General features: G+C 66.0%; 14 protein-coding genes and 1 pseudogene. 1 reads left to right on the forward strand and 14 read right to left on the reverse strand.

Annotated elements, in window-relative coordinates:
• Positions 1 to 147 precede the first annotated feature (147 nt).
• From CAL18_RS17090 to rsmB, 7 genes are all read right to left on the reverse strand, one after another.
• Positions 148 to 1392, reverse strand: coding sequence for a YbdK family carboxylate-amine ligase (locus tag CAL18_RS17090; RefSeq protein ID WP_094797520.1), 1245 nt, complete (start codon positions 1390 to 1392; stop codon positions 148 to 150).
• A gap of 453 nt (positions 1393 to 1845) precedes the next feature.
• Positions 1846 to 3315: a TrkH family potassium uptake protein gene (locus tag CAL18_RS17095; RefSeq protein ID WP_026639896.1), complete on the reverse strand. Its 1470-nt coding sequence runs from the start codon at positions 3313 to 3315 to the stop codon at positions 1846 to 1848.
• Between the two features lie 53 nt (positions 3316 to 3368).
• Complete coding sequence (gene trkA, locus CAL18_RS17100) at positions 3369 to 4748, reverse strand: Trk system potassium transporter TrkA (RefSeq protein WP_026639895.1); 1380 nt, start codon at positions 4746 to 4748, stop codon at positions 3369 to 3371.
• On the reverse strand, positions 4745 to 5440 hold the full coding sequence (locus CAL18_RS17105; RefSeq protein WP_026639894.1) for a response regulator: 696 nt from the start codon (positions 5438 to 5440) through the stop codon (positions 4745 to 4747). The genes trkA and CAL18_RS17105 overlap by 4 nt, the downstream gene beginning before the upstream one ends.
• 11 nt (positions 5441 to 5451) lie before the next feature.
• Positions 5452 to 7767, reverse strand: a complete 2316-nt coding sequence (locus tag CAL18_RS17110) for a sensor histidine kinase (RefSeq protein ID WP_094818394.1) — start codon at positions 7765 to 7767, stop codon at positions 5452 to 5454.
• Positions 7764 to 8351, reverse strand: a complete 588-nt coding sequence (locus CAL18_RS17115) for a DUF4390 domain-containing protein (RefSeq protein ID WP_026639892.1) — start codon at positions 8349 to 8351, stop codon at positions 7764 to 7766. The genes CAL18_RS17110 and CAL18_RS17115 overlap by 4 nt, the downstream gene beginning before the upstream one ends.
• Before the next feature lie 47 nt (positions 8352 to 8398).
• Positions 8399 to 9769, reverse strand: coding sequence for a 16S rRNA (cytosine(967)-C(5))-methyltransferase RsmB (gene rsmB, locus CAL18_RS17120; protein ID WP_094818395.1), 1371 nt, complete (start codon positions 9767 to 9769; stop codon positions 8399 to 8401).
• Positions 9770 to 9886: 117 nt separating this feature from the next.
• Here rsmB and CAL18_RS17125 point away from each other — a divergent pair.
• A pseudogene (locus CAL18_RS17125) lies at positions 9887 to 10391 on the forward strand (LysE family translocator); the annotation flags it as partial.
• Here CAL18_RS17125 and CAL18_RS20060 read toward each other — a convergent pair.
• From CAL18_RS20060 to CAL18_RS17160, 7 genes are all read right to left on the reverse strand, one after another.
• Entirely contained in the window at positions 10391 to 11152 is a 762-nt protein-coding gene (locus CAL18_RS20060) for a sensor histidine kinase (protein ID WP_141217786.1), read from the reverse strand. The pseudogene CAL18_RS17125 and the gene CAL18_RS20060 sit on opposite strands and share 1 nt — an antisense overlap.
• A 130-nt stretch (positions 11153 to 11282) precedes the next feature.
• Positions 11283 to 12404 (reverse strand): C45 family autoproteolytic acyltransferase/hydolase, encoded by a 1122-nt coding sequence (locus tag CAL18_RS17135; RefSeq protein ID WP_094818397.1) that lies wholly within the window; start codon positions 12402 to 12404, stop codon positions 11283 to 11285.
• Positions 12405 to 12436: 32 nt separating this feature from the next.
• Complete coding sequence (locus tag CAL18_RS17140) at positions 12437 to 13471, reverse strand: CapA family protein (RefSeq protein WP_094818398.1); 1035 nt, start codon at positions 13469 to 13471, stop codon at positions 12437 to 12439.
• A gap of 7 nt (positions 13472 to 13478) precedes the next feature.
• Positions 13479 to 15026, reverse strand: a complete 1548-nt coding sequence (locus CAL18_RS17145; protein ID WP_094818399.1) for an ABC transporter substrate-binding protein — start codon at positions 15024 to 15026, stop codon at positions 13479 to 13481.
• A 32-nt stretch (positions 15027 to 15058) separates the two neighbouring features.
• Entirely contained in the window at positions 15059 to 16198 is a 1140-nt protein-coding gene (locus CAL18_RS17150) for a C45 family autoproteolytic acyltransferase/hydolase (protein ID WP_094818400.1), read from the reverse strand.
• 31 nt (positions 16199 to 16229) lie between these two features.
• Positions 16230 to 17807, reverse strand: a complete 1578-nt coding sequence (locus CAL18_RS17155; RefSeq protein ID WP_094818401.1) for an ABC transporter substrate-binding protein — start codon at positions 17805 to 17807, stop codon at positions 16230 to 16232.
• A 108-nt stretch (positions 17808 to 17915) separates the two neighbouring features.
• Entirely contained in the window at positions 17916 to 19601 is a 1686-nt protein-coding gene (locus CAL18_RS17160; RefSeq protein ID WP_051423768.1) for an ABC transporter ATP-binding protein, read from the reverse strand.
• Between the last annotated feature and the right edge of the window lie 7 nt (positions 19602 to 19608).

Genomic DNA, 19608 nt, shown 5'->3' on the forward strand with positions numbered 1-19608 from the left:
GAAAGCGCCGGACTGCGCGTCCCGAACAGCGCGTCCCGGACTACGCGTCCCGAACTACGCGTCGCGGACTACGCGTCTCGAACTGCACACTCCCGGGCGAAACCCGGCTGGCGGGCGGCCGTGCGGCCCGCCATCTGGCGGCGAAGGTCAGTGCAGACGGTCGGGGTGCCAGCCGGCGGCGCCCCCTACATCGGGCGTGGCCAGGGCCTGCACCTCGTGCATCGGTTCGGAGTTCGCACGGATGCGGCGGCGCGGCACTTCGGAAGACGGCCCCAGTTCGCGTTCGCCGCGCCACGCGCGTGTCATCGATTCCACCACCAGCGGCAGTTCGCGCACACGATGGAACTGGCTGCGCAGCCAGCGGGAATCGTTGCCGTTGCGGATGGCTTCATCGCGCAACGCGCCGAGCATGTCGGCCGTGCCCAGCTCTTCGGCAATGGGCATCAAGCGCTGGAACAGGCTGCGCAGGTGGTCGATCAGGCGCATCCGCTCGCCGGCGGGGGTCACATAGCTGCCTTGAAGGCCGAAGCGGCAGGCCTGGAAATGGTTGCTGCGGTAAGCCAGCCACGCCGACGACGACGGCTCGGGGTCGCGGGCGGCCAATACCGCCAGGGCCTGGGCGAACGCAGCAAGCTGGCACGCGCGCTCAACTGTCAGCGGGGTGTCGCACACCCGGATTTCAACCGTGCCGAATTCCGGCTTGGGGCGGATGTCCCAATACAAGTCCTTGATACTTTCGGCCAGTCCGCTGGTGCGCAGTTGTGCGATGTGCGCTTCGAAACGGTACCAGTCGGTCACCTCGGCCGGCATGTGGCCAGCCAGCGGGAAGCTGCTGACGGCATTCAGGCGGCAGCACGAGAACAGCGTGTCCACGCCTTCGTAGTAGGGCGATGACGCGGCCAGCGCAATGAAGTGCGGCACGTACGGCGACAAGCCGCGCACCAGGCGCACGGCGGCGTCGCCGGAAGCCACGCCCAGGTGAATATGCTGGCCGAACACCGTGAACTGGCGCGCCAGGTAGCCGTACATTTCTGCCAGGTACTGGAACCGCGGCGAATCGGAAATTGCGCGTTCCTGCCAGCGCATGAACGGGTGGGCCCCGCCCCCGGCCACCGACACGCCCACCGCATCAGCGGCCAGGCACAGCGCGTCGCGCATCTCGCGCATTTCCGCCAGCAGCCCCACGGGGTGTTCATGCACCGAGGAATTCAATTCGATCATGGACCGGGTGATCTCGGGTTTTACCCGGTCGGCAATGGGGTGGTTGGCCATCTGGGCCAGCAATTCATCGGCCGCGGCGGCCAGGTCGAAACTGCGCGGATTGATCAGCTGGAGTTCTAGTTCGATGCCGAGCGTGTTGGGGGCGGACGAATTGAACGGGATTTGTTCCATCTCCGACTCCTTAAGATTTAGTTTGTGGAAGCGCGCCGTTCGACCTTGAAGCCCGGCTGCTTCCCGGGGGGTACTCGACGGCGTCTTATGCGTGCATGATAGCCGCAACTTTATGTCTGGAAGAGTCAAAATCGTGACAAATGTGCGCAACTTCAACACACGATAGGTTTTCTCCTGTGACTACAAAGTAAGTAAGTGCTCGCAGCCTAGGCAGGGCGCGGCTCGTGGGGCAGTACCCCGCCAAAACCCGCATGAAATCGCGCCTTTGCACAGGAGCGGGATAACCCTTGCCCGGGTTATTCCTAGCCTTTGCCGGGCCGTTTCTTAACGCGAAGTGACGGCGCGAACGCCGATTTTGCGGCGGCGCACCAATGAAGTTTGCGCACGCTCGCCATGCGGATCGGTGCGCCCACAGATGAGGGGAAGGACGGCCGGCCGCAGCTGCCGCCGACGCTATTTGCGCCAGAACATGGGGGTGAACAGCACGACGACTGTCAGCAGTTCCAGGCGCCCGATCAACATCGCAAAGGTGCAAACCCAGGTCTGGAAGTCCGACAGCACCGCGAAGGTGCCCATGGGCCCAACGGGCCCCAGGCCGGGGCCGGTGTTGTTGATGCTGGCGAACACGGCCGAGAAGGCGGTAATGGGCTCCAGCCCGGTAACCAGCAGCAGGCTGGTCAGCACGCCGATAGACAGGCCGTACACGAGCATGAATGCCAGTACCGATGCCATGACGCGCTGGTCGACCAACCGGCCGCCCATGCGGATGGGGTTGACGGCATTCGGGTGCAGCATGGTCACCAGCTCGTTGCGCGCCTGCTTTACCAGCAGCAGCGCGCGCACCATCTTGATGCCGCCGCCGGTGGAGCCGGCCGAGGTGACAAAGCCCGAGAGCAGCAACATTGTCAGCGGCGCAATCAGGGGCCACACGGCGTAATCGACGTTGGCAAAGCCGGTAGTGGTAGCCACCGAGATGGTATTGAACATGCCGTAGCGCAGGGCCTGCAGCGGCTCGGTATACACGCCGCGGAAGTACAGGTAGCCCGAAATCACCAGGCCCGCGCCCAGCATGATCACAAGGTATGGGATGGTCTGGGGGCAGAGCACGTAGGCGCGCAGCCGCCGCTGCCGCAGCGCGCTGAAGTGCGTGGCGAAGTTGATGCCGGCCAGGGTCATGAAAACCATGGCCACCATTTCGACCGACACCGAATCGAAATAGGCAAAGCCTTCGTCGCGCGTGGAAAACCCGCCCAGGCCCATGGTCGTGGCCGTGTGGCACCACGCGTCGAACCAGCTCAGCCCCACCGCCCGATACGCCCCCAGGCACAGCAACGACAGCCCGAAGTACACCGCGTACAGCGCCTTGGCCGTGCTGGCGATGCGCGGCGTGAGGCGCTCGTCTTTCATGGGGCCGGGCGTCTCGGCGCGCACGACCTGGTGTCCGCCCACGCCCAGCAACGGCAGGATGGCCACGGCCAGAACCAGGATGCCCAGGCCGCCGATCCACACCAGGGTGGCCCGCCACAGGTTGATAGAGGCAGGCAGCTGGTCCAGATTGGCCAGCACCGTCGCGCCGGTGGTGGTCAGCCCCGACATGGCCTCGAAGTACGCATCGGTGAACGACAGCGCAAGGCCGGCGCGGTCGAAGTAGATCAGAAACGGAATGGCGGCGAGCAGCGGCAGCGCGACCCACACCACCGATACCAGCAGAAAGCCGTCGCGCGCATGCAGTTCGCTGCGCGCGCGACGCGTGGCCAGCCAGACGGTCGTGCCCGCGCCGAACGCCAGCAGGAAGCCGTCGAGAAAGGCCGTAAAGCCGGCGTCATCGCCCAGGTAGGCAACCGCCAGCGGCAACAGCATGGCGAGCGAAAACACCACCATGGTCAGGCCCGCCACGTAGAAGGTTGCCAGCAAGCGGTTCATGCAGATGGCCGTATGGATAAAGCTGGCCGGCGGGGGCAAAGGCGCATGGCTGCTTAGAAGAACGACGCCGAAACCTGGAACAGTTTTTCGACGCGCGGCATCATCTGCCGCGAAGGAGCAAAAACGATGACGTGGTCGCCGCTTTCGATGACCGTGTCATCGTCGGGCATGAGTATTTCGTCGCCACGCGCCAGCGCGCCGATGCTGGCCCCGCGCGGCAGCCGGATATCGCCCACCGCACGGCCCACCACCTTGGACGTGCGGGCATCGCCGTGCGCCACGGCCTCGATGGCCTCGGCCACGCCCTGCCGCAACCGGTGCCCCACCGTGATGTCGCCGCGGCGCACGTGGCGCAGCAGCTCGCTCATGGTGGCGTGCGATGGCGAAACGGCAATATCGATATGGCTGCCCTGCATAAGCTCGCCATATGCCTGGCGATTGATAAGGGCGATGACGCGGCGCGCGCCCAGGCGCTTGGCCAGGAGCGACGACATGATGTTGTCTTCGTCGTCGCTGGTCAGGGCCAGCCAGGTATCCATGTCGCCGATGTTCTCGCGTTCGAGCAATTCTTCGTCGGTGCCGCTGCCGTGCAGCACCAGTACGCTGCTGGGCAGCTCGGCCGCCAGGTATTCGCACCGCTTCAGGTTGCGCTCGATGATGCGCACGCTGTAGTTTTCTTCGGCCAGCTGGCGCGCCAGCCGCAGGCCGATATTGCCGCCCCCGGCGATCATGACGCGATGCACCGACTTTTCGGCCTCGCGCAGCTGCCGCACGGCGCGGCGGGCGTGGCGGGAATCGACCACCAGCACCACTTCGTCGCCCGGGGCGATGACCGTGCCGCGCCCCGCCTGCAGCGGGCGGCCATCGCGCACGACGTCGATCACCCGGGCGGCCACGTCGGGCCATACGTCGCGCAATTGCGCTACCGGGTGATGCGCCATGGGGCTGCCATGCCCCACCCTGACGGTGACCACGCTGATGCGGCCGTCGGCGAATTCCACCACCTGCAGCGCCTCGGGAAACTCGATCAGGCTGTGCAGGTACGTGGTGACGCTTCGTTCGGGGCTGATCAGGGCGTCGATACAGAAGCCGTCTTCGCCCATCAGTTCGGGGTGTTCGGCGAAATCGGGCATGCGGATGCGGGCGATGCGCCGTGGCACATTGAACAGCTGGCGGGCCATCTTGCAGCCCACCATATTGGCGGCATCGGATGCAGAGCAGGCTATGAACAGGTCGGCGTCGGCCGCGCCAGCGCTTTCCAGCACCGACACCTGGGTGCCATCGCCGTGAACCACGCGCAGATCCAGCCGATCTTGCAAATATCGCAACTGATCGACATTGGTGTCGATCACGGTGATGTCGTTCTGTTCCGACACCAGGTTTTCAGCCACGCTGGTGCCAACGCGGCCGGCCCCCATGATGAGGATCTTCATGTGCCCCGCTTGCGTGCCGACTCGATGCCCAGCTGCTTGAGCTTGCGGTACAGGTGCGTGCGCTCGAGGCCGGTGCGCTCGGAAACGCGCGTCATGCTGTGGTTCTCGCGCGCCAGGTGGTACTCGAAATAAATGCGTTCGAACTCGTCGCGCGCTTCGCGCAGGGGTTGGTCAAGGGCGATGGACCCGAGCCGGCCGTTGGACAGCGGCGTCTCGGGGCTGGCGGGCGCCGGGGCCAGCGCGCCGGGCGGATCGAGCTCGTCTTCGGGCAGGGCCAGGGGCGTCACGGCAGCCAGCGGGGCGACGGCCGGCGCGGGATGCGGCGCACGCCCTCGCGCCAGCCCCGCCGAGATGGTCTTGAGCAGGCGCTGCAGCGTGATGGGTTTTTCGAGGAAGTCCATGGCGCCGATGCGCGTGGCTTCGACGGCGGTATCGATGGTGGCGTGGCCGCTCATCATGATGACGGGCATGTCCAGCAGCCCCTGCGAGCCCCATTCCTTGAGCAGGCTGACCCCGTCGGTGTCGGGCATCCAGATGTCGAGCAGCACCAGATCGGGGCGGGTGCGCTGCCGCGCCGCGCGCGCTTGCGCCGCATTTTCGGCCAATTCGACCGTGTGCCCCTCGTCGTAAAGGATTTCGGACAGAAGCTCGCGAATACCGACTTCGTCGTCAACCACCAGAATTCTGGCCATAAACCTTCCACCTATTGCGTAGCCGCATTATCCTTTTCTTGCGCGGGCGCGTCCATAGCAACGGCGCGCGACGCCAGCCGGGTGAGCAGTATCGAGACTCGCGCCCCCCCTTCCTTGCGATTGGCCAGGTCGATCCTGCCGCCATGCTCTTCGACAATTTTGCGCACAATGGCCAATCCTAACCCAGTACCATGGGCCTTGGTCGTGACGTACGGTTCGAAAGCCCTTTGCATGACCTTCTGAGAGAACCCCTGGCCGGTGTCCGCGACGGTGAAACGAACCGCCGGCTGCGCCGCCTCGTCGCCGTCGGAACCCTGCATAAGCTGTGTGGTGACGCGCACCTGGCCCTCGCCGCCCTGGTCGGCCACGGCATCGCGCGCATTCGACAGCAGGTTGTGGATGACCTGCCGCAGCTGGGTGGGGTCGCCTTCGATCAGGGGCAGGCCGGGCTCCAGCTCGACACGCAGGTTCAGCGCTTCGCGGTGGCGCACCGCCCCCCTGTCGCCAGGCTCCCACCCGTACAGCGCCAGCACATCGGCCACCAGCGCGTTGAAATCTATGGACTGCATCACGGCCGGGGGCGTGCGGGCGTACTCGCGGAAATCGTCGACCATCTGCTTGAGCGAGCCCACCTGGTTGACGATGGTATTGGTAGAACGCTCAAGCATCTGGCGGTCGCCCGGCTCCAGGCGATCGGCCAGCTTCATGGCCAGCCGCTCGGCCGACAGCTGGATAGGCGTGAGGGGGTTCTTGATTTCGTGCGCCAGGCGGCGCGCCACCTCGCCCCAGGCCACCGTGCGGTTGGCCGAGATCACCTCGGTGATGTCGTCGAACACCACCAGGTACCCATTGCCCCGGCCATCCACGCGCAGATGCGTGCCGCGGGCCAGCAGGGTGAGCGTCTGCGGCGGTTCGTTCGAGTCGGCGGGCGGCGCCAGCGTGATCTCGAACTGTTGCTGCCAATGCAGGCGTTCCGAGCCCACGGCCTCGTGCTGCGCGAAGGCCTGGCGCACAACCTGGATGAACTCCAGCAAGCCATCAACGGTTTCGAGCGGCCTGCCGATCACCGAGCGCAGGTCGGCCTGCAGGATGGACTGCGCGCCCTGGTTCACCGTGGTGACGCGGAACCCTTCGTCGAACACGAGTACGCCCGACGACAGGTTCGACAGCACGCTTTCCAGGTACACATTGGAACGCTCAAGCTGCCGGCGGTTGCTTTCCACCATGCGGCGCGCCTCGTCGAGCTGGCGCGTCATGGCGTTGAACGAACGGGTCAGCTGGCCTACTTCGTCGCGCTCGGGCGGCTCGGGCAGCGGGCGGTAGTCGCCGACCGCCACGGCCTGCGTGCCGGCGGCCAGGCGCAGCAGCGGGCGCACCAGGCGCTTGGACAGCGACAGCGCCACGGCAATGGCCGCGAACACGGCCAGCAGCAACGCCAACGTCAGCGTAATGCCATACAGCTTGCGCAGCCCCAACCGCGACAGCGCCAGTTCCTGGTAGTCGCGAAACCCCTGCTGCACGCGATTGGCGTTATCGGCGATCTGCTCGGGCACGGGCTGCAGCAGCTGCAGCCAGCGCGGTTCGGGCTGCAGGGCGGTCAGGCTGTCGTAGCGGGCCGGCGCATTCAGGGGGATGACCACGCGCAGCTGCAGGCTGGGCTTGCCCCCCGCGACGCTGTCATCGGCCTCGGCGGCCGAATAGCCGCGCCCCAGGCGCAGCTGGTTCAGCACCGTGGTGGGCGGAATCTCGGGCAGCAGCTGGCCGTACTGGTCCGTCGAAAACGCCACCAACCGGCCGCTGCCGGTGAATACCATCACGTCCTGCACGCCGCTGGATTCGCGCAGCCGCGTCAGGGCCAGCGGAATATCGCGGTCGGCGACATTGTTGAGCTCGGCGGCCATGGCGCGTGCCTTGGCGTCCATATCGGCCAGCAGCGAATCGAGCGCGGCGCGGCCCAGGTTCAGCCCGGATTCGAGCGCGCTGTCGACGCGCACGTTGAACCAGGACTCGATGGACCGCGACATGAACTGCACGGATACGGTGTAGATCAGCGCGCCGGGCACCACGCCGATGAGGGCGAAGGCCAGCGCGAAGCGTGCCGTCAGGCGCGCGCCGAACTGCCGCCGGCGAATCTGCCGCACCAGCCGGGTGGTCAGCGCCACCACCCACACGAACAGCGCCAGCGCGAACACGCCGTTCAACACCAGCAAGGTGTCGTAGTAGCGCGCAAAGCGCGATGCGTTGCCGGTAGACCAGGCCAGCAGGCCCAGCAAGGCCAGTCCGCTGACGGCACCGATGATCAGCGCGATGCGCAGCAGCATTCTCATGACGGATCCTGGGGTTCAGCCAGCGAAAATGAAAAATCGGCCCAGGGGGTGGCCAGCGACCATGAGCTGCTGTTGAGCGCGTTGACCTGGAACGGGCGCGCCAGTTGTGAAGTGTCCAGGCGCAGGCGCAGCTGGCCGCTGTACGGCACCCCGTAGTCGAGGTCGGACACATCGACCACTTGCCAGCCGCGGATGTGGCGCACGATATCCATGGCTTCGTCCAGCGACGACACCGGCAGGCTGAGTTCGCCCGCCCCCGCCCGCCATTGCCGCGTCAGGGCGTTGTACACCACGCGCCAGGTGAGCGACGTATCGACCACCGTTTCGTCGAACCACCACCACCGCGAGCGGCTGACGACGAGGTCGGCGGTGAAATACAGCGGCAGGCCCCGTTCGGCTGCGTCGCGCAGCTGGCTGTTCAGCGTGATGTCGACGTCGGCGTCGACTTCGAGCTTACCGTCGCGTATGACCGGGTCGATGCGCGCCACGCGGGGTTCCGCCGCGAACGCCGGCCCGCCGGCTCCGAGAGGAAGCAGCAGAAATGCCAGCAGTAGCGCGCAACATAGGCGAGAGATCATCGACATTCGTCATCCGGCCGCATCGGCCAGCCTGTGTCCCTATTCTTGGTGATTCATGACTGCTTGGCAAATAGCGCGTAGAAAAAGCCGTCGTGCTGGCCCTGCAGTGTTGCGCCGACCGCAACAGGCAAAAGCTGGCCGGGCGCAGCCAGCCGCAGTGCGTCGGGGTGGCGGCGGGCAAATGCGTCGGCCTGCCTGGCTCCTTCGGCGGGGAACACCGAGCAGGTTACGTAAAGCAATCGGCCGCCGGGCGCGACGGTACGCCACAAAGCATCGACCAGCCGCGCCTGCAGGCGGGCCGTGCGGGCGATGTCGGGCGCGCGCCGCAGCCAGCGGATGTCGGGATGGCGCCGGACGATTCCCGACGCCGTGCAGGGCACGTCGGCCAGCACGGCGTCGAAGGGCTTGCCATCCCACCACGCATCCAGATCGGCGGCATCGGCTGCCGCCACGGCCACCCGGCCGCCGCGCAGCCCCAGGCGGTCAAGGTTCTGCTCGACGCGCGCCAGCCGCCCGGCATCGGCATCCAGGGCCAGCAGATCGAGATCGGCCAGTTCCAGCAGGTGCGCCGTCTTGCCGCCCGGCGCGGCGCAGGCGTCCAGCACCCGCTCGCCGTCACGCGGGGCCAGAAGCGGCGCGGCCAGCTGCGCAGCGGCATCCTGCACCGACCACCAGCCTTGTTCGAACCCCGGAAGCTGCTGCACCGGGCGCGGTTGCGCCAGCACCAGGCCAGACTGGCCGACCGGCACAGAGCCAATGCCGGCATCCTGCAACGCCTGGCTGACCTGGTCCCGCGCGGCCCGGCGCGTATTGACCCGCAGGGTCAGCGGCGCCGGAATGTTGGCCGCGTCCAGGACGGCCTGCCATTGGTCCGGGTAAACCCGGCGGAGCTCGTCCACCCACCAGGCCGGGTGGTTCCAGCGGGCTTCGGGATCATCGCTGATGGCGGCTTCCAGCGCGTCGCGCTCGCGCAGGAAACGGCGCAGGCAGGCGTTGAGCAGCCCCTTGTACGCCGCCAGGGGACGCTGGCCGGCGGCAGCGGTCACTGCCTGGTTGACCACGGTGTGTGGCGCATACACGGGCATGCCCGGCATGCTGGCCGCATGGGCCTGCTGCGTGTCGCCGGGCGCCGCGCGCAACAGCGCCAGCGAAACCCGCAGCAGCGCGTCAAAGAGCGGCCCGGGCGACCGCTGCACCAACTGGTGCCCGATCGCCGCGGCCCAGCCCAGCTGGCGCATGGCGTGGAACGATACCGCCTGTACCGCCGGGCGCAGCGGCGCCGGCACGGCGGCCAGCGCGTCGGTCAGCGACCGCCCCTGGTCGACAGCGCGCACGGCGCTGGCGGTAGCTTGCAGAATGGCGGATAGCGCCGGCCGGGGCGGCGCAGGGGGGGGGGAACCAGGGGTGACGAAGGGCGGGACCATAAGCGATACACAACAATGCAACCCCGGTATGGTAGCCGCTCGCTGGACGAATTCCGCACGTCGGATCAGACTGGCGCCTTGTGCGTGCATTTAGAGCGGCCTTCCCGCCCGCTACCCATGACACTTGCCACATTGCTGCTGTTTGCGATCACCTCGGGCATCACCATCGCCACGCCGGGGCCCACCGTGCTGCTGGCCATGAGCAACGGCTCGCACCATGGCGGGCGCCGTGCTGGCCGACATGGCGCTGGTGGCCATCGTGGCGTCGGGGCTGGGGGTGCTGCTGGCGGCCTCGGAGGCCGCGTTCCAGCTACTGAAGTGGGCCGGTGCCGGCTACCTGGCCTATCTGGGGTGGCGCCTGCTGCGCACCGATGCGGCCGCCGCCCTGCCCGGGCCGGCCGGGGCGCGGCCGCCCGAAGCGCGCGCGTTGTTCCTGCGCAGTTTCCTGGTGGCGGCCACCAACCCGAAGGCCTTGCTGTTCATGTCGGCATTCTTGCCGCAGTTCATACGCCCGGCCGCGCCGCTGCTGCCGCAATACCTGGCGCTGGCTGCCATACTGGCGATACTGAACCTGGCCGCCATGCTGGCCTATGCAACGCTGGGCGCGCGCATGATGCCTGCTCATGAAAACCTCAACAAGAAACAGGTGCCGCGCCGCACCCCTTCTCTTTCGGATTCGACCTGCAGGCGCCAGCCCTGCATGTCGCACACCCGTTTGGCGATAGCGAGCCCCAGTCCGCGCGGAAAGCCGCCGTCATCGTCCGGCGTTGTAGCCGGCGCATCTTTCAGCCGGCCGCTGTAATAGCGCTGGAACACAAACGGCAACTCTTCAGCCAGGATACCCTTGTCCGTATCGCGCAGCTCTAATGAGCCGTCGCCGCCAACGCCGCGACCAGCTTGGCCGGAGCAGCGTGTTCGATGGCGTTGCGCCCGCGCCACGCGGTGCCGGATATCACCCGGCAGCTCCGCGTTGAGCAACATGACTTCGCAGGCGGCCATGATACAAAGCGCGCCCATGCCCAGCACGATCAGGCCAAAGTCGCGCACCCGGGCTTCATGGTCAGTCGCGTCGTACAACACATACAGACGCCCGCGCGAAGTGTCGGCCACCATGACGTGCCAGGTTTCCGCGCCCGGCTCCAACAGATGCAACCGCGGCGGCAAACTGTTCAATTGCGAGGGCATGTTGCCGCCAGCCGCGCCGTCTTGCAGCCAGGCCCGCATCGACACGCCGAGTTCCCGCGCGCCTTGCGCAGGCAAGAACTGCGGATCGGCCGCCACGTGCTGCGCCACCCGGCTCGCCTCGATCGTCAGTATCTGATCGACCAGCCCGTCTTCCATCTGCTCGAAGGCCAGATAGGCCAGCAGGGCCAGCGCGGCCACGAAAACAGCCACCGCGCCCGTCAGCGCTCAGACGACGCGTTGGGTCAGCGTGCCCCCTTCATTGGGCGGCTCCGGACGGCACGAGGCGCCAGCCTGATCCGCTCGGAAGCCTGACACCTGGACGGCTATATCAATCCACCGGCTGCGGCTCGCCCTCGAATGTGTACCGGGTGAAAGACTGGCCGAACGAGGGCATGGCGGCTATATCCATGGTCAGGCCGACAGGATCAATAATGATTGTTGCCACCGTCGCGGTGCGGCCACCGGTCAGGGTGCCGCGCGGCGGGCGGCACACCGAATAAGGCGTGGCCCAATCGTCGGCCAGGGCGCGCCGCACATCCGCCACACTGATGCGCGGGCCGCATGCATCGAGCAGTTCGCGCACGCGCCAGGCGCGATAGTACGTGTCCACTGCATTGCGAAGCCCGGCTTCGCGCACCTTGCCCAATGCCACCTCGCTTATGAAATGGTTGGAATGGGTCAGCAGACCGTTCTGCGGCAACAGCGTAAAGCTCTCGTCCGGCACGCACTCAAAGTCCATCAGCCAGCCATCCTGGCTGACGATCATGTTGCTGGAGCACGCCTTGGGCGTGGCCGCCAGCAGTTGCATCGCGACAGCCACATGGCGCTGCTCGAGCGCGGCGCGGCGGATGCTGCTGAGGGGCACGCCGCTCTGCGTGTAATCGCGGTCGCAGCTGATGTAGTTGCCGGTGAGCGCTAAGCCGGCCGAATTGAGGCCGTGGCGCGCCAGGCCGCCGGCCTCTACCAGCGTGACCACGCTCAAGCCATCTTCGCCCTGCACCCGCAGCACGATAGTGCTATCGCGCGCGTCCGGATCCCAGTCCCAGTTATGGGCATGGATCATGCGGCCGTCGGCGCTGCGCTCGGGCATGACGATCGCGGCCGTGCACTCGCCTTCGGCCGGGTCGATGGCAGCCTGGCGGCCCAGCAAGCGGGCCTTGGCAATGACCTCGGTACGCGCGTTGATCAGGACGACATCATCGAACGACACGCCCGATCCGGCCGCGATGCCGCGCATTTCTTCGCCGTGCTCGGGCCGGAACGCCTCGATCTGCGCGGCGAACTCGGCAATCAGGGCGGCCTGGCCGGCCGGGTCGGTGCCTATCTTGTCGAGCTCGCCGCGATAGTAGCGGGCGCTGTGCGCAATGCGTTCGGGCACAGCGGCTCCGTATTGGCGGCCACGCTCAAACGGCGCGCCGGAGATAGAAACGAAAGGAAAGGGGGTCTGCATGTAAAGTCCGTATGAATAGTGTGGGCGGGAAATCAGCGGCCGGAAGGCGTCAGCACAAGGCTGTCGCCGCGCACCTGCAATGAAGTGCCCAGCGCCAGCGAGCCTTGCAGCAGCAGGTCGCGCTCATGGGGCAGTGCACTTACCGGACGCACCAGGGTCTGGTTGGCGGCATTGCGCTGGGTGAACGACAGCTCGATCTCGCCCACCGTGCCCGCCCCATCAATGGCCACCCGCAACATGCTGCCCACCCATTCGGTATGGGGGTCGTTGTGGTGCGCCATCTGGAACGAAAAATTGCCCCCGCCATAGAAGATCGGCCGGCCGCGGTAGGTCTCGATGGGCAGAATCATGTGCGGGCCATGCCCGAACACAATGTCGGCCCCTGCGTCCACCGCGGCGTGGGCGAATTCTCGCTGGTACTGCAGCACTTCGCGCCGGAAGCCCCAATGCAGCGACGCCACCAACACGTCGGCCCGCTCGCGCAAGTCGGCCACGTCTTGCCGATAGCGTTGCAATGAATCCGGATCGGCCCAGGTAACTACCTGCGGGGGCACGCCCGGACGAGTACGGGCGGCCTGCTGCTCCAGCGCGGGGCGATAAGCCGTATGCCCCTTGATGACCGCCACGCCCGGCTGCCCCGGGCCTGCCTCATGGAATTCCGGCCAGTACACCGCGGTGCGCTGCAGAAAGCCGTAGCGCACCCCGGCCCGCTCGACGACCAGGCCGGCGCGCGCCTGCGTATCGTCCGCCCCCGCCCCCACATGGCCGATACCCAGGCGATCGAGCTCGGCCAGGGACGCCATGACCGCCTCGCGCCCGATGGTCACATTGTTGGCGTTGCCCGCCACTTGAACGCCGGCCTGGGCCAGCGCCGCACCGACCGCTGGCGGCACATAGAAACCGCGCCGCTCCACGGCGTCGCCGGGCAGGTCATACAGGCAGCATTCCAGGTTGGCGAACACCATGTCCGCCCGCCGCAGGGGCTCGCCGACGTGCTCGAACAAGCCGCTGGCGTCATTGACCCCGCGGAAGTTGATATCGCCTAGCAAATAAAGAACTTGTGGCATGGCCGCGTCAATCCTTCTTGCTGACTTCCCAGAGCTGCGGGGTGCCGAAGACCGACGACTCGAAGCCGCTGACGTTCTTGCGGTACGCGCCCGTGGCCAGCGTATTGAAGATCGGGATAAGCGGGACCTGCTCAAGCATGCGGGCATGAAGATCGTCAAACATCTTCTGGCGCTGCGCGGGATCGGTCTCGCGCATGGACTGCGTCAGCAATTCCAGCGACTCGGCATCATCCCAGACTTTGCGCGGTTGCGTGTCTTTCGGGCCCATCACGCCCTCGAAACTGAGAGAGGGGTCCATCCGGCTGGAGTACGAGAACGACATCATCTGGTAATTGCCCTTTTGCCACTTGTCCTGCTGGGCGCCCCACTCCAGTACCTCGATGTCCGCATTGATCCCGGCCTGCTGCAGCATGGCCTGAGCGATGACGGCAGCGTCGTAGTTGGGCTGGTTGCGCCGGTTAGTGGAAATAACGATCTTCTCGCCCTTGTAGCCAGCCTCGGCCAGCAGCTTCCGGACACGCGCCGGGTCATGCTGGAAGCCGCGCGCCTGTGCCTCGCCGAAAAACGGCGACTCGCTGGGCACCAGGGAGTTATTGGGCTCGGCCAGGCCGTAGGTCACGCCATCGACCAATTGCTTGTAATCGAGCGCGGCGGCAATGGCCTGGCGCAGCTTGGTATTGGACAGCAGCTTGTCGCGCGTCTGCAGCGGAAAGGTGGTGGGAGACAATTGCGGCGACACGGTCGTCGCGATATCGGCATGGTTCTGCAGCTCGCTCATCTCTGAATAGGGCACCTTCGACATGAGATCGATCGCGCCGCTTGCGAGCGCCGTCTTGGCAGTGGCCGGATCCGAAATGACCACAAAGCGCACTTCGTCGACCAGCGGGCGCTTGCTGCCCACATAGCCGTCGGGCCCGCCGGGCAGGCTGGCGTAGTCGTCATTGCGCACCAGGCTGATGTATTCGCGCTGGCGCCATTCGCCCAGCTTGAACGGGCCCGTGCCTATCGGCTTGTCCCACGTGCCGTCCGCCTTCAGCGAATCGCGGTGCGTAATAGCCGTCATGCCGCAGTCATTGCGCGCCAGCGAACTCAAAAACAGCGGATCAGGATGGTTAATGCGGAACACCACCGTCTTGGCATCGGGCGCCGTGACTTCCTCTACTTTCAACCGCACCCGTCCGTCGAAATCAGACAGGCAGCGCCACCCCGTCTTGGGGTCCATGAAACGGTTCCAGCTCCACAGCACGTCGTCGGCCGTCAGCGGCTTGCCGTTGTGGAACTTCACCCCCTCGCGCAGGTGAAACGTATACGCCAGGCCATCGTCCGACACCTCGATGCGCTCGGCCAGCAAAGGCTGCGGCTGCCCTTTCGCGTCGTAGCCCACCAGACCTTCCACCATGTGCAGGACCACTCCGTCGGTGTTGCCATCGCGGTTGACGCCGGGATCAGTGCTGCGGATATCGGCGTCCTGGTGGACGCGCAGGGTCGTGGCAGCCACGGTGCTCGTGGCGCACAGCGCGGCTACGGCCGCGGTAAGAAGAAAATGCTTTTGCATTCAGATTGCTCCGTCTAGAAGGCAAAGAAAAATCAAAAACTGGCCTGGCTGCCCCTCGCTATGCCATACGTGGCATAGCGCGGCTCCAGGCAAGGCATGCGGGCCACGGCCATGGTTCCGGCGGCCGGCTCCATAAGCAGCGTGGCAGTAGTACTGGATGGGTAACCCTGACCGCCCATGCGCGGCGGCCGGCACACGGAATATGGGCTGGCGTGGCGGTCGTCAAAGGCCTGCTTGAGGTGGTCGAGGCCGACGAGGGGGCCCGCCGACCGCAAGGCCTGGAGTACGCGCACGTCCCGATACGGGCTCTCGGGCGACGTCGCCATGCCGGTCTCGCGGAGTTGGCCCAGCGCCACGCGCGTACTCCAGTGATTGGCGTGCACCAGCAGCCCGTCTTCCGGATACTGCAAAAAGGTCTCGTCGGGCGCGCATTCCAGGTTCACCGACAGGCCCAGGCTGGTGCCCAGCATGACGTTGCACGAGCAGGCCTTGGGCGTGGCGGCAACAATCTGCAGCGCGACGGCATAGTGCTCTTGCTCGAGCGCCTTGCGACGCACCAGCGGCAGCGGTATGCCGCTCTGGGTGTAATCGCGGCTGCTAGCCAGGCCGTTACCGTTCAGGACGATCCCGGCGGAGTTCATGCCGTAGCGCGCCAGGCCGCCCGCTTCGACAAAGGTGAGCACGTCCGGGCCGTCTTCGCGAAGAACGCGCAAGATAATGACCGTATCGGCGCAGTCCACCCGGTTATCCCAGTTCTGGCCTTGCAGCAGGTTGCCGCTGGCGCTGCGCGCGGGCAGCACGGCCGCGCTGGTGCAGGCATCATCAGCGTCGGGTTGAGGCCCATCGGCGCGAGCCGCTCTGGACAAGCGGGCCTGCGTCACGATTTCGGTACGCGCGTTGATCATCAGCACTTCGTCAAAGCGCACACCGGCACCATCGGCGACGCCTTGCATTTCGTCCAGGTAGGCCGGTTCGAACTCGGCAATCTGGCGGCGGAATTCGCCTATCAGCTGGTCCAGCCGACTGGCCGGAAAGCCGAATTCATTGAGCGCGCGGGCATAAATGTCTGCGCTGCGCCGCACCCGGCGCGCCGCCTGCTCGCCGTGCTGGCGGCCGCGCTCATAGGGGGTGCCATGCACCTCGACCAGCGGAAGAAATATGTTGTCGTCCATGGGTTCTCTTCAAAAGCCGGCTCGTTGGCGCTTAGCCACCGGCCGGGCCTTGTTTGGCGACTTCCCAGAGCCGCGGGCTGCCAAATACCGATGCGCGATAGCCGGTTACGTCGTTACGCGCCACATCGTTGACCAAGGTGTTGAACAGCACGATCAGCGGCACCTGGTCGATAGCATTGCGATGCAACTGGTCGAAGGCGGCCTGGCGGGCAGCGGGGTCGGCCTGGCGCATGGCGTCGGCCAGCAAGGCGAGCGACGCCGGGTCTTCCCATACCTTGCGCGGCTGGGTGGCCTTGGGGCCCATCACCGATTCGTAGCTCAGGGCGGGATCGAGGCGGGCGGAATAGCCGAACGCCATCAGCTGATAATTGCCCTTTTGCCATTTGTCCTGCTGCGCGCCCCACTCCACCACTTCGAGCTCGGCATTGATGCCGGCCTGCTGCAACATGGCCTGGGCGATCAGCGCCATATCAAAATGGTGCGTGTACTGTTTATTGGTGGTGATCAGCAGGCGCTCGCCCCGATAGCCCGCTTCGGCAAGCAGCTGCTTGATGCGGGTGGCGTCGTGTGTAAACGCCTGCTTCTGGACTGCCGTGTGATAGGGCGACGACAACGGCACGACAGACTGGTTGGGCTCGGCCAACCCATAGGTCACGCCGTCAACCAGCTGCTTGTAATCGATCGCGGCGGCGATGGCACGACGCATGGCCAGTTTGCCCAGCAGCGGATCAGTCGTCTGGAACAAAAGCGTATTGGGCGCCCAGATCGACGACGGATAAACGGTAAGACTCGGGTCTTTCTTGAGTTCTGCCGCCTCGGCGTAGGGCAGGCGATGCAGAATGTCGATGTCGCCGCGTTGAAGGGCCGCCTTGGCGGTTGCCGCGTCGGGAATCACCACAAAGCGCACTTCGTCGACCAGCGGGCGCTTGCTGCCCACATAGCCGTCGGGCCCGCCGGGCAGGCTGGCGTAGTCGTCGTTGCGCACCAGGCTGATGTATTCGCGCTGGCGCCATTCGCCCAGCTTGAACGGGCCCGTGCCTATCGGCTTGTCCCACGTGCCGTCCGCCTTCAGCGAATCGCGGTGCGTAATAGCCGTCATGCCGCAGTCATTGCGCGCCAGCGAACTCAAAAACAGCGGATCAGGATGATTGATGCGGAACACCACCGTCCTGGCATCGGGCGCCGTGACCTCTTCTACCTTCAAGCGCACACGGCCGTCGAAGTCAGACAGGCAGCGCCAACCCGTCTTGGGGTCCATAAAGCGGTTCCAGCTCCACAGCACATCGTCGGCCGTCAGCGGCTTGCCGTTGTGGAATTTCACCCCCTCGCGCAAGTGAAATGTATACGCCAGGCCATCATCCGACACCTCGATGCGCTCGGCCAGCAAAGGCTGCGGTTGGCCTTTCGCGTCGTAACCTACCAGGCCTTCCACCATGTGCAGCACCACCGAATCAGTGTTGTTGTCACGGTTGACGCCGGGATCGGTGCTGCGAATGTCTGAATTAGTGTGGATGCGCAGGGTAGTGGCCGTGGCCGGCGCGGCACCCAGAACGCCCGCTGCAAGCAAACTGCCGGCAAGGAAAAAAGCGGGTAAGCGCGGTCGATGCATGGAAGTCTCCCAAGGTGGATAGTCGGCCTTGCGGCCGCTTATGGTTTTGTGTTGCCCGCGCCTGGCGGCTATTGCACACCGGCCTGGCGCGAGCCGCGGGGTGCGCCTCTAACCGGGCTGGGCCGCGGTATCGTCAAACCGCCAGCGCAGCCGCACCCCGCCCGCGTCATTGGCATCCAGCGCGGGAATAGCCGACAGCAGGCGGCGGGTATAGGATTCGCGCGGATGGTCGAAGATGGCATCGCGTGTCCCTTCTTCGACGATGCGCCCGTCCTGCATCACGACGACACGGTCGGCCACCTGTTCGACCACGCTCAGGTCGTGGCTGATGAACAGACACGAGAACCCGTGCTTGCGCTGCAACTGCGCGAACAGCTCCAGCACTTGCGCCCGCACCGTGACATCCAGGGCCGAAACCGGCTCGTCGGCAATCACGAAAGCAGGGCGCCGCACCACCGCGCGCGCAATGGCCACCCGCTGGCGCTGCCCGCCCGACAACTCGTGCGGAAAGCGGCGCGCATAGTTCTCGTCCAGCCCTACCTCGCGCAACACCTCTGCCACCCTGGCCAGGCGGTCCTGCCGGCCCAGCTGCGGCATCTGGCGCAGCCCTTCGCCCACCAGCTCGCCGATGGTCATCCGGGGGTTGAGCGATGAATAAGGGTCCTGGAACACCATCTGGCAGTTCAACCGGTAGTCTTTCCAGCCCGCATCCGACTGCTCGATGGAACGGCCGCGGAACATGATGGTTCCGGAGCTAGGCTGGATCAATCCGGCAATGGCGCGGCCCAGGGTGGTCTTGCCGGAGCCCGAGCCGCCCACCACCGCCACCACTTCGCCGGGCCGGATCTCGATATCGATGCCGTGCAGCGCCCGCTTGGGCGCCGTGCGCCGCAAAAGTCGCTGCCGCCCCGGATACTCCACAACCAGCTTGCTGACAGACACCAGGGGCGCCGCGTCAGGAACCGCGCGCGCTTCGCCACGCCGCGGCATCGCGGCGAGCAGGCGCTGCGTATAGGGATGCTGGGGACGGGCAAGCAGGTCTTGCGTGGTGCCGCGTTCTACCGCTTCGCCGTTGCGCATCACTACCACCCGCTCGGTATAGCGGGCCACCATGGCGAGGTCATGGCTGATCATCAGCACCGCCGTATTGCGGGCCCGGGTCAGCTCCACCATCAGTTCAAGTACGTCGCGCTGCACCACCGCGTCGAGCGCCGTGGTGGGTTCATCCGCCACCAACAGGGCAGGCTCGAGCAGCATCACGGCCGCCAGCATCATGCGCTGGCGCATGCCGCCCGAGAACTCATGCGGCCAGGCCGTCAGTGCGGCCTGAGGGTCGCGGATTCCCACTCGAGTAAGCATGTCGAGAATCAGCGTCCGCCGCCTGCTTGCGTTCAGGTCTTTGCGATGCAGGGCCAGGCCCTCATCTAGCTGACGCCCGATGGTCATAGACGGGTTGAGCGAAGTCATGGGTTCCTGGAACACCATGCCGATGCGCGCGCCACGCAATTGCCGCAATTGCGCCTGGCTGGCGTGCGTCAGGTCCTGCCCCTCGAACAGGATGGCGCCGCCCGCACGTACCAGCGGCGGCGGGGTCAAGCCCAGTATGGCCCGGGCCGCCTGCGTCTTGCCGCTGCCAGACTCTCCGACAATGCCCACCATCTCGCCCGGCGCGACGTCGAATGACACCTGCTTGACGATCTCGCGCCCATGGCGGCCCACCGTAAGTGTCAGGTCGCGCACCTCGACCAGCTTGCCGGCGCCTTTTACGCCGCGCTGCAATTCGCTATTGCCCATATTTACC

Source organism: Bordetella genomosp. 7, from assembly GCF_002261415.1.
Classification (GTDB): domain Bacteria; phylum Pseudomonadota; class Gammaproteobacteria; order Burkholderiales; family Burkholderiaceae_B; genus Bordetella_A.

What these genes read in the sequence shown, in the direction of transcription:
- CAL18_RS17110 (WP_094818394.1), bottom strand. Translation starts at nt 7,767, where the DNA reads ATGAGAATGCTGCTGCGCATCGCGCTGATCATCGGTGCCGTCAGCGGA.
- CAL18_RS17115 (WP_026639892.1), bottom strand. Translation starts at nt 8,351, where the DNA reads ATGTCGATGATCTCTCGCCTATGTTGCGCGCTACTGCTGGCATTTCTG.
- CAL18_RS17090 (WP_094797520.1), bottom strand. Translation starts at nt 1,392, where the DNA reads ATGGAACAAATCCCGTTCAATTCGTCCGCCCCCAACACGCTCGGCATC.
- CAL18_RS17105 (WP_026639894.1), bottom strand. Translation starts at nt 5,440, where the DNA reads ATGGCCAGAATTCTGGTGGTTGACGACGAAGTCGGTATTCGCGAGCTT.
- CAL18_RS17145 (WP_094818399.1), bottom strand. Translation starts at nt 15,026, where the DNA reads ATGCAAAAGCATTTTCTTCTTACCGCGGCCGTAGCCGCGCTGTGCGCC.
- CAL18_RS17140 (WP_094818398.1), bottom strand. Translation starts at nt 13,471, where the DNA reads ATGCCACAAGTTCTTTATTTGCTAGGCGATATCAACTTCCGCGGGGTC.
- CAL18_RS17160 (WP_051423768.1), bottom strand. Translation starts at nt 19,601, where the DNA reads ATGGGCAATAGCGAATTGCAGCGCGGCGTAAAAGGCGCCGGCAAGCTG.
- CAL18_RS17155 (WP_094818401.1), bottom strand. Translation starts at nt 17,807, where the DNA reads ATGCATCGACCGCGCTTACCCGCTTTTTTCCTTGCCGGCAGTTTGCTT.
- rsmB (WP_094818395.1), bottom strand. Translation starts at nt 9,769, where the DNA reads ATGGTCCCGCCCTTCGTCACCCCTGGTTCCCCCCCCCCTGCGCCGCCC.
- CAL18_RS17095 (WP_026639896.1), bottom strand. Translation starts at nt 3,315, where the DNA reads ATGAACCGCTTGCTGGCAACCTTCTACGTGGCGGGCCTGACCATGGTG.
- CAL18_RS17135 (WP_094818397.1), bottom strand. Translation starts at nt 12,404, where the DNA reads ATGCAGACCCCCTTTCCTTTCGTTTCTATCTCCGGCGCGCCGTTTGAG.
- trkA (WP_026639895.1), bottom strand. Translation starts at nt 4,748, where the DNA reads ATGAAGATCCTCATCATGGGGGCCGGCCGCGTTGGCACCAGCGTGGCT.
- CAL18_RS17150 (WP_094818400.1), bottom strand. Translation starts at nt 16,198, where the DNA reads ATGGACGACAACATATTTCTTCCGCTGGTCGAGGTGCATGGCACCCCC.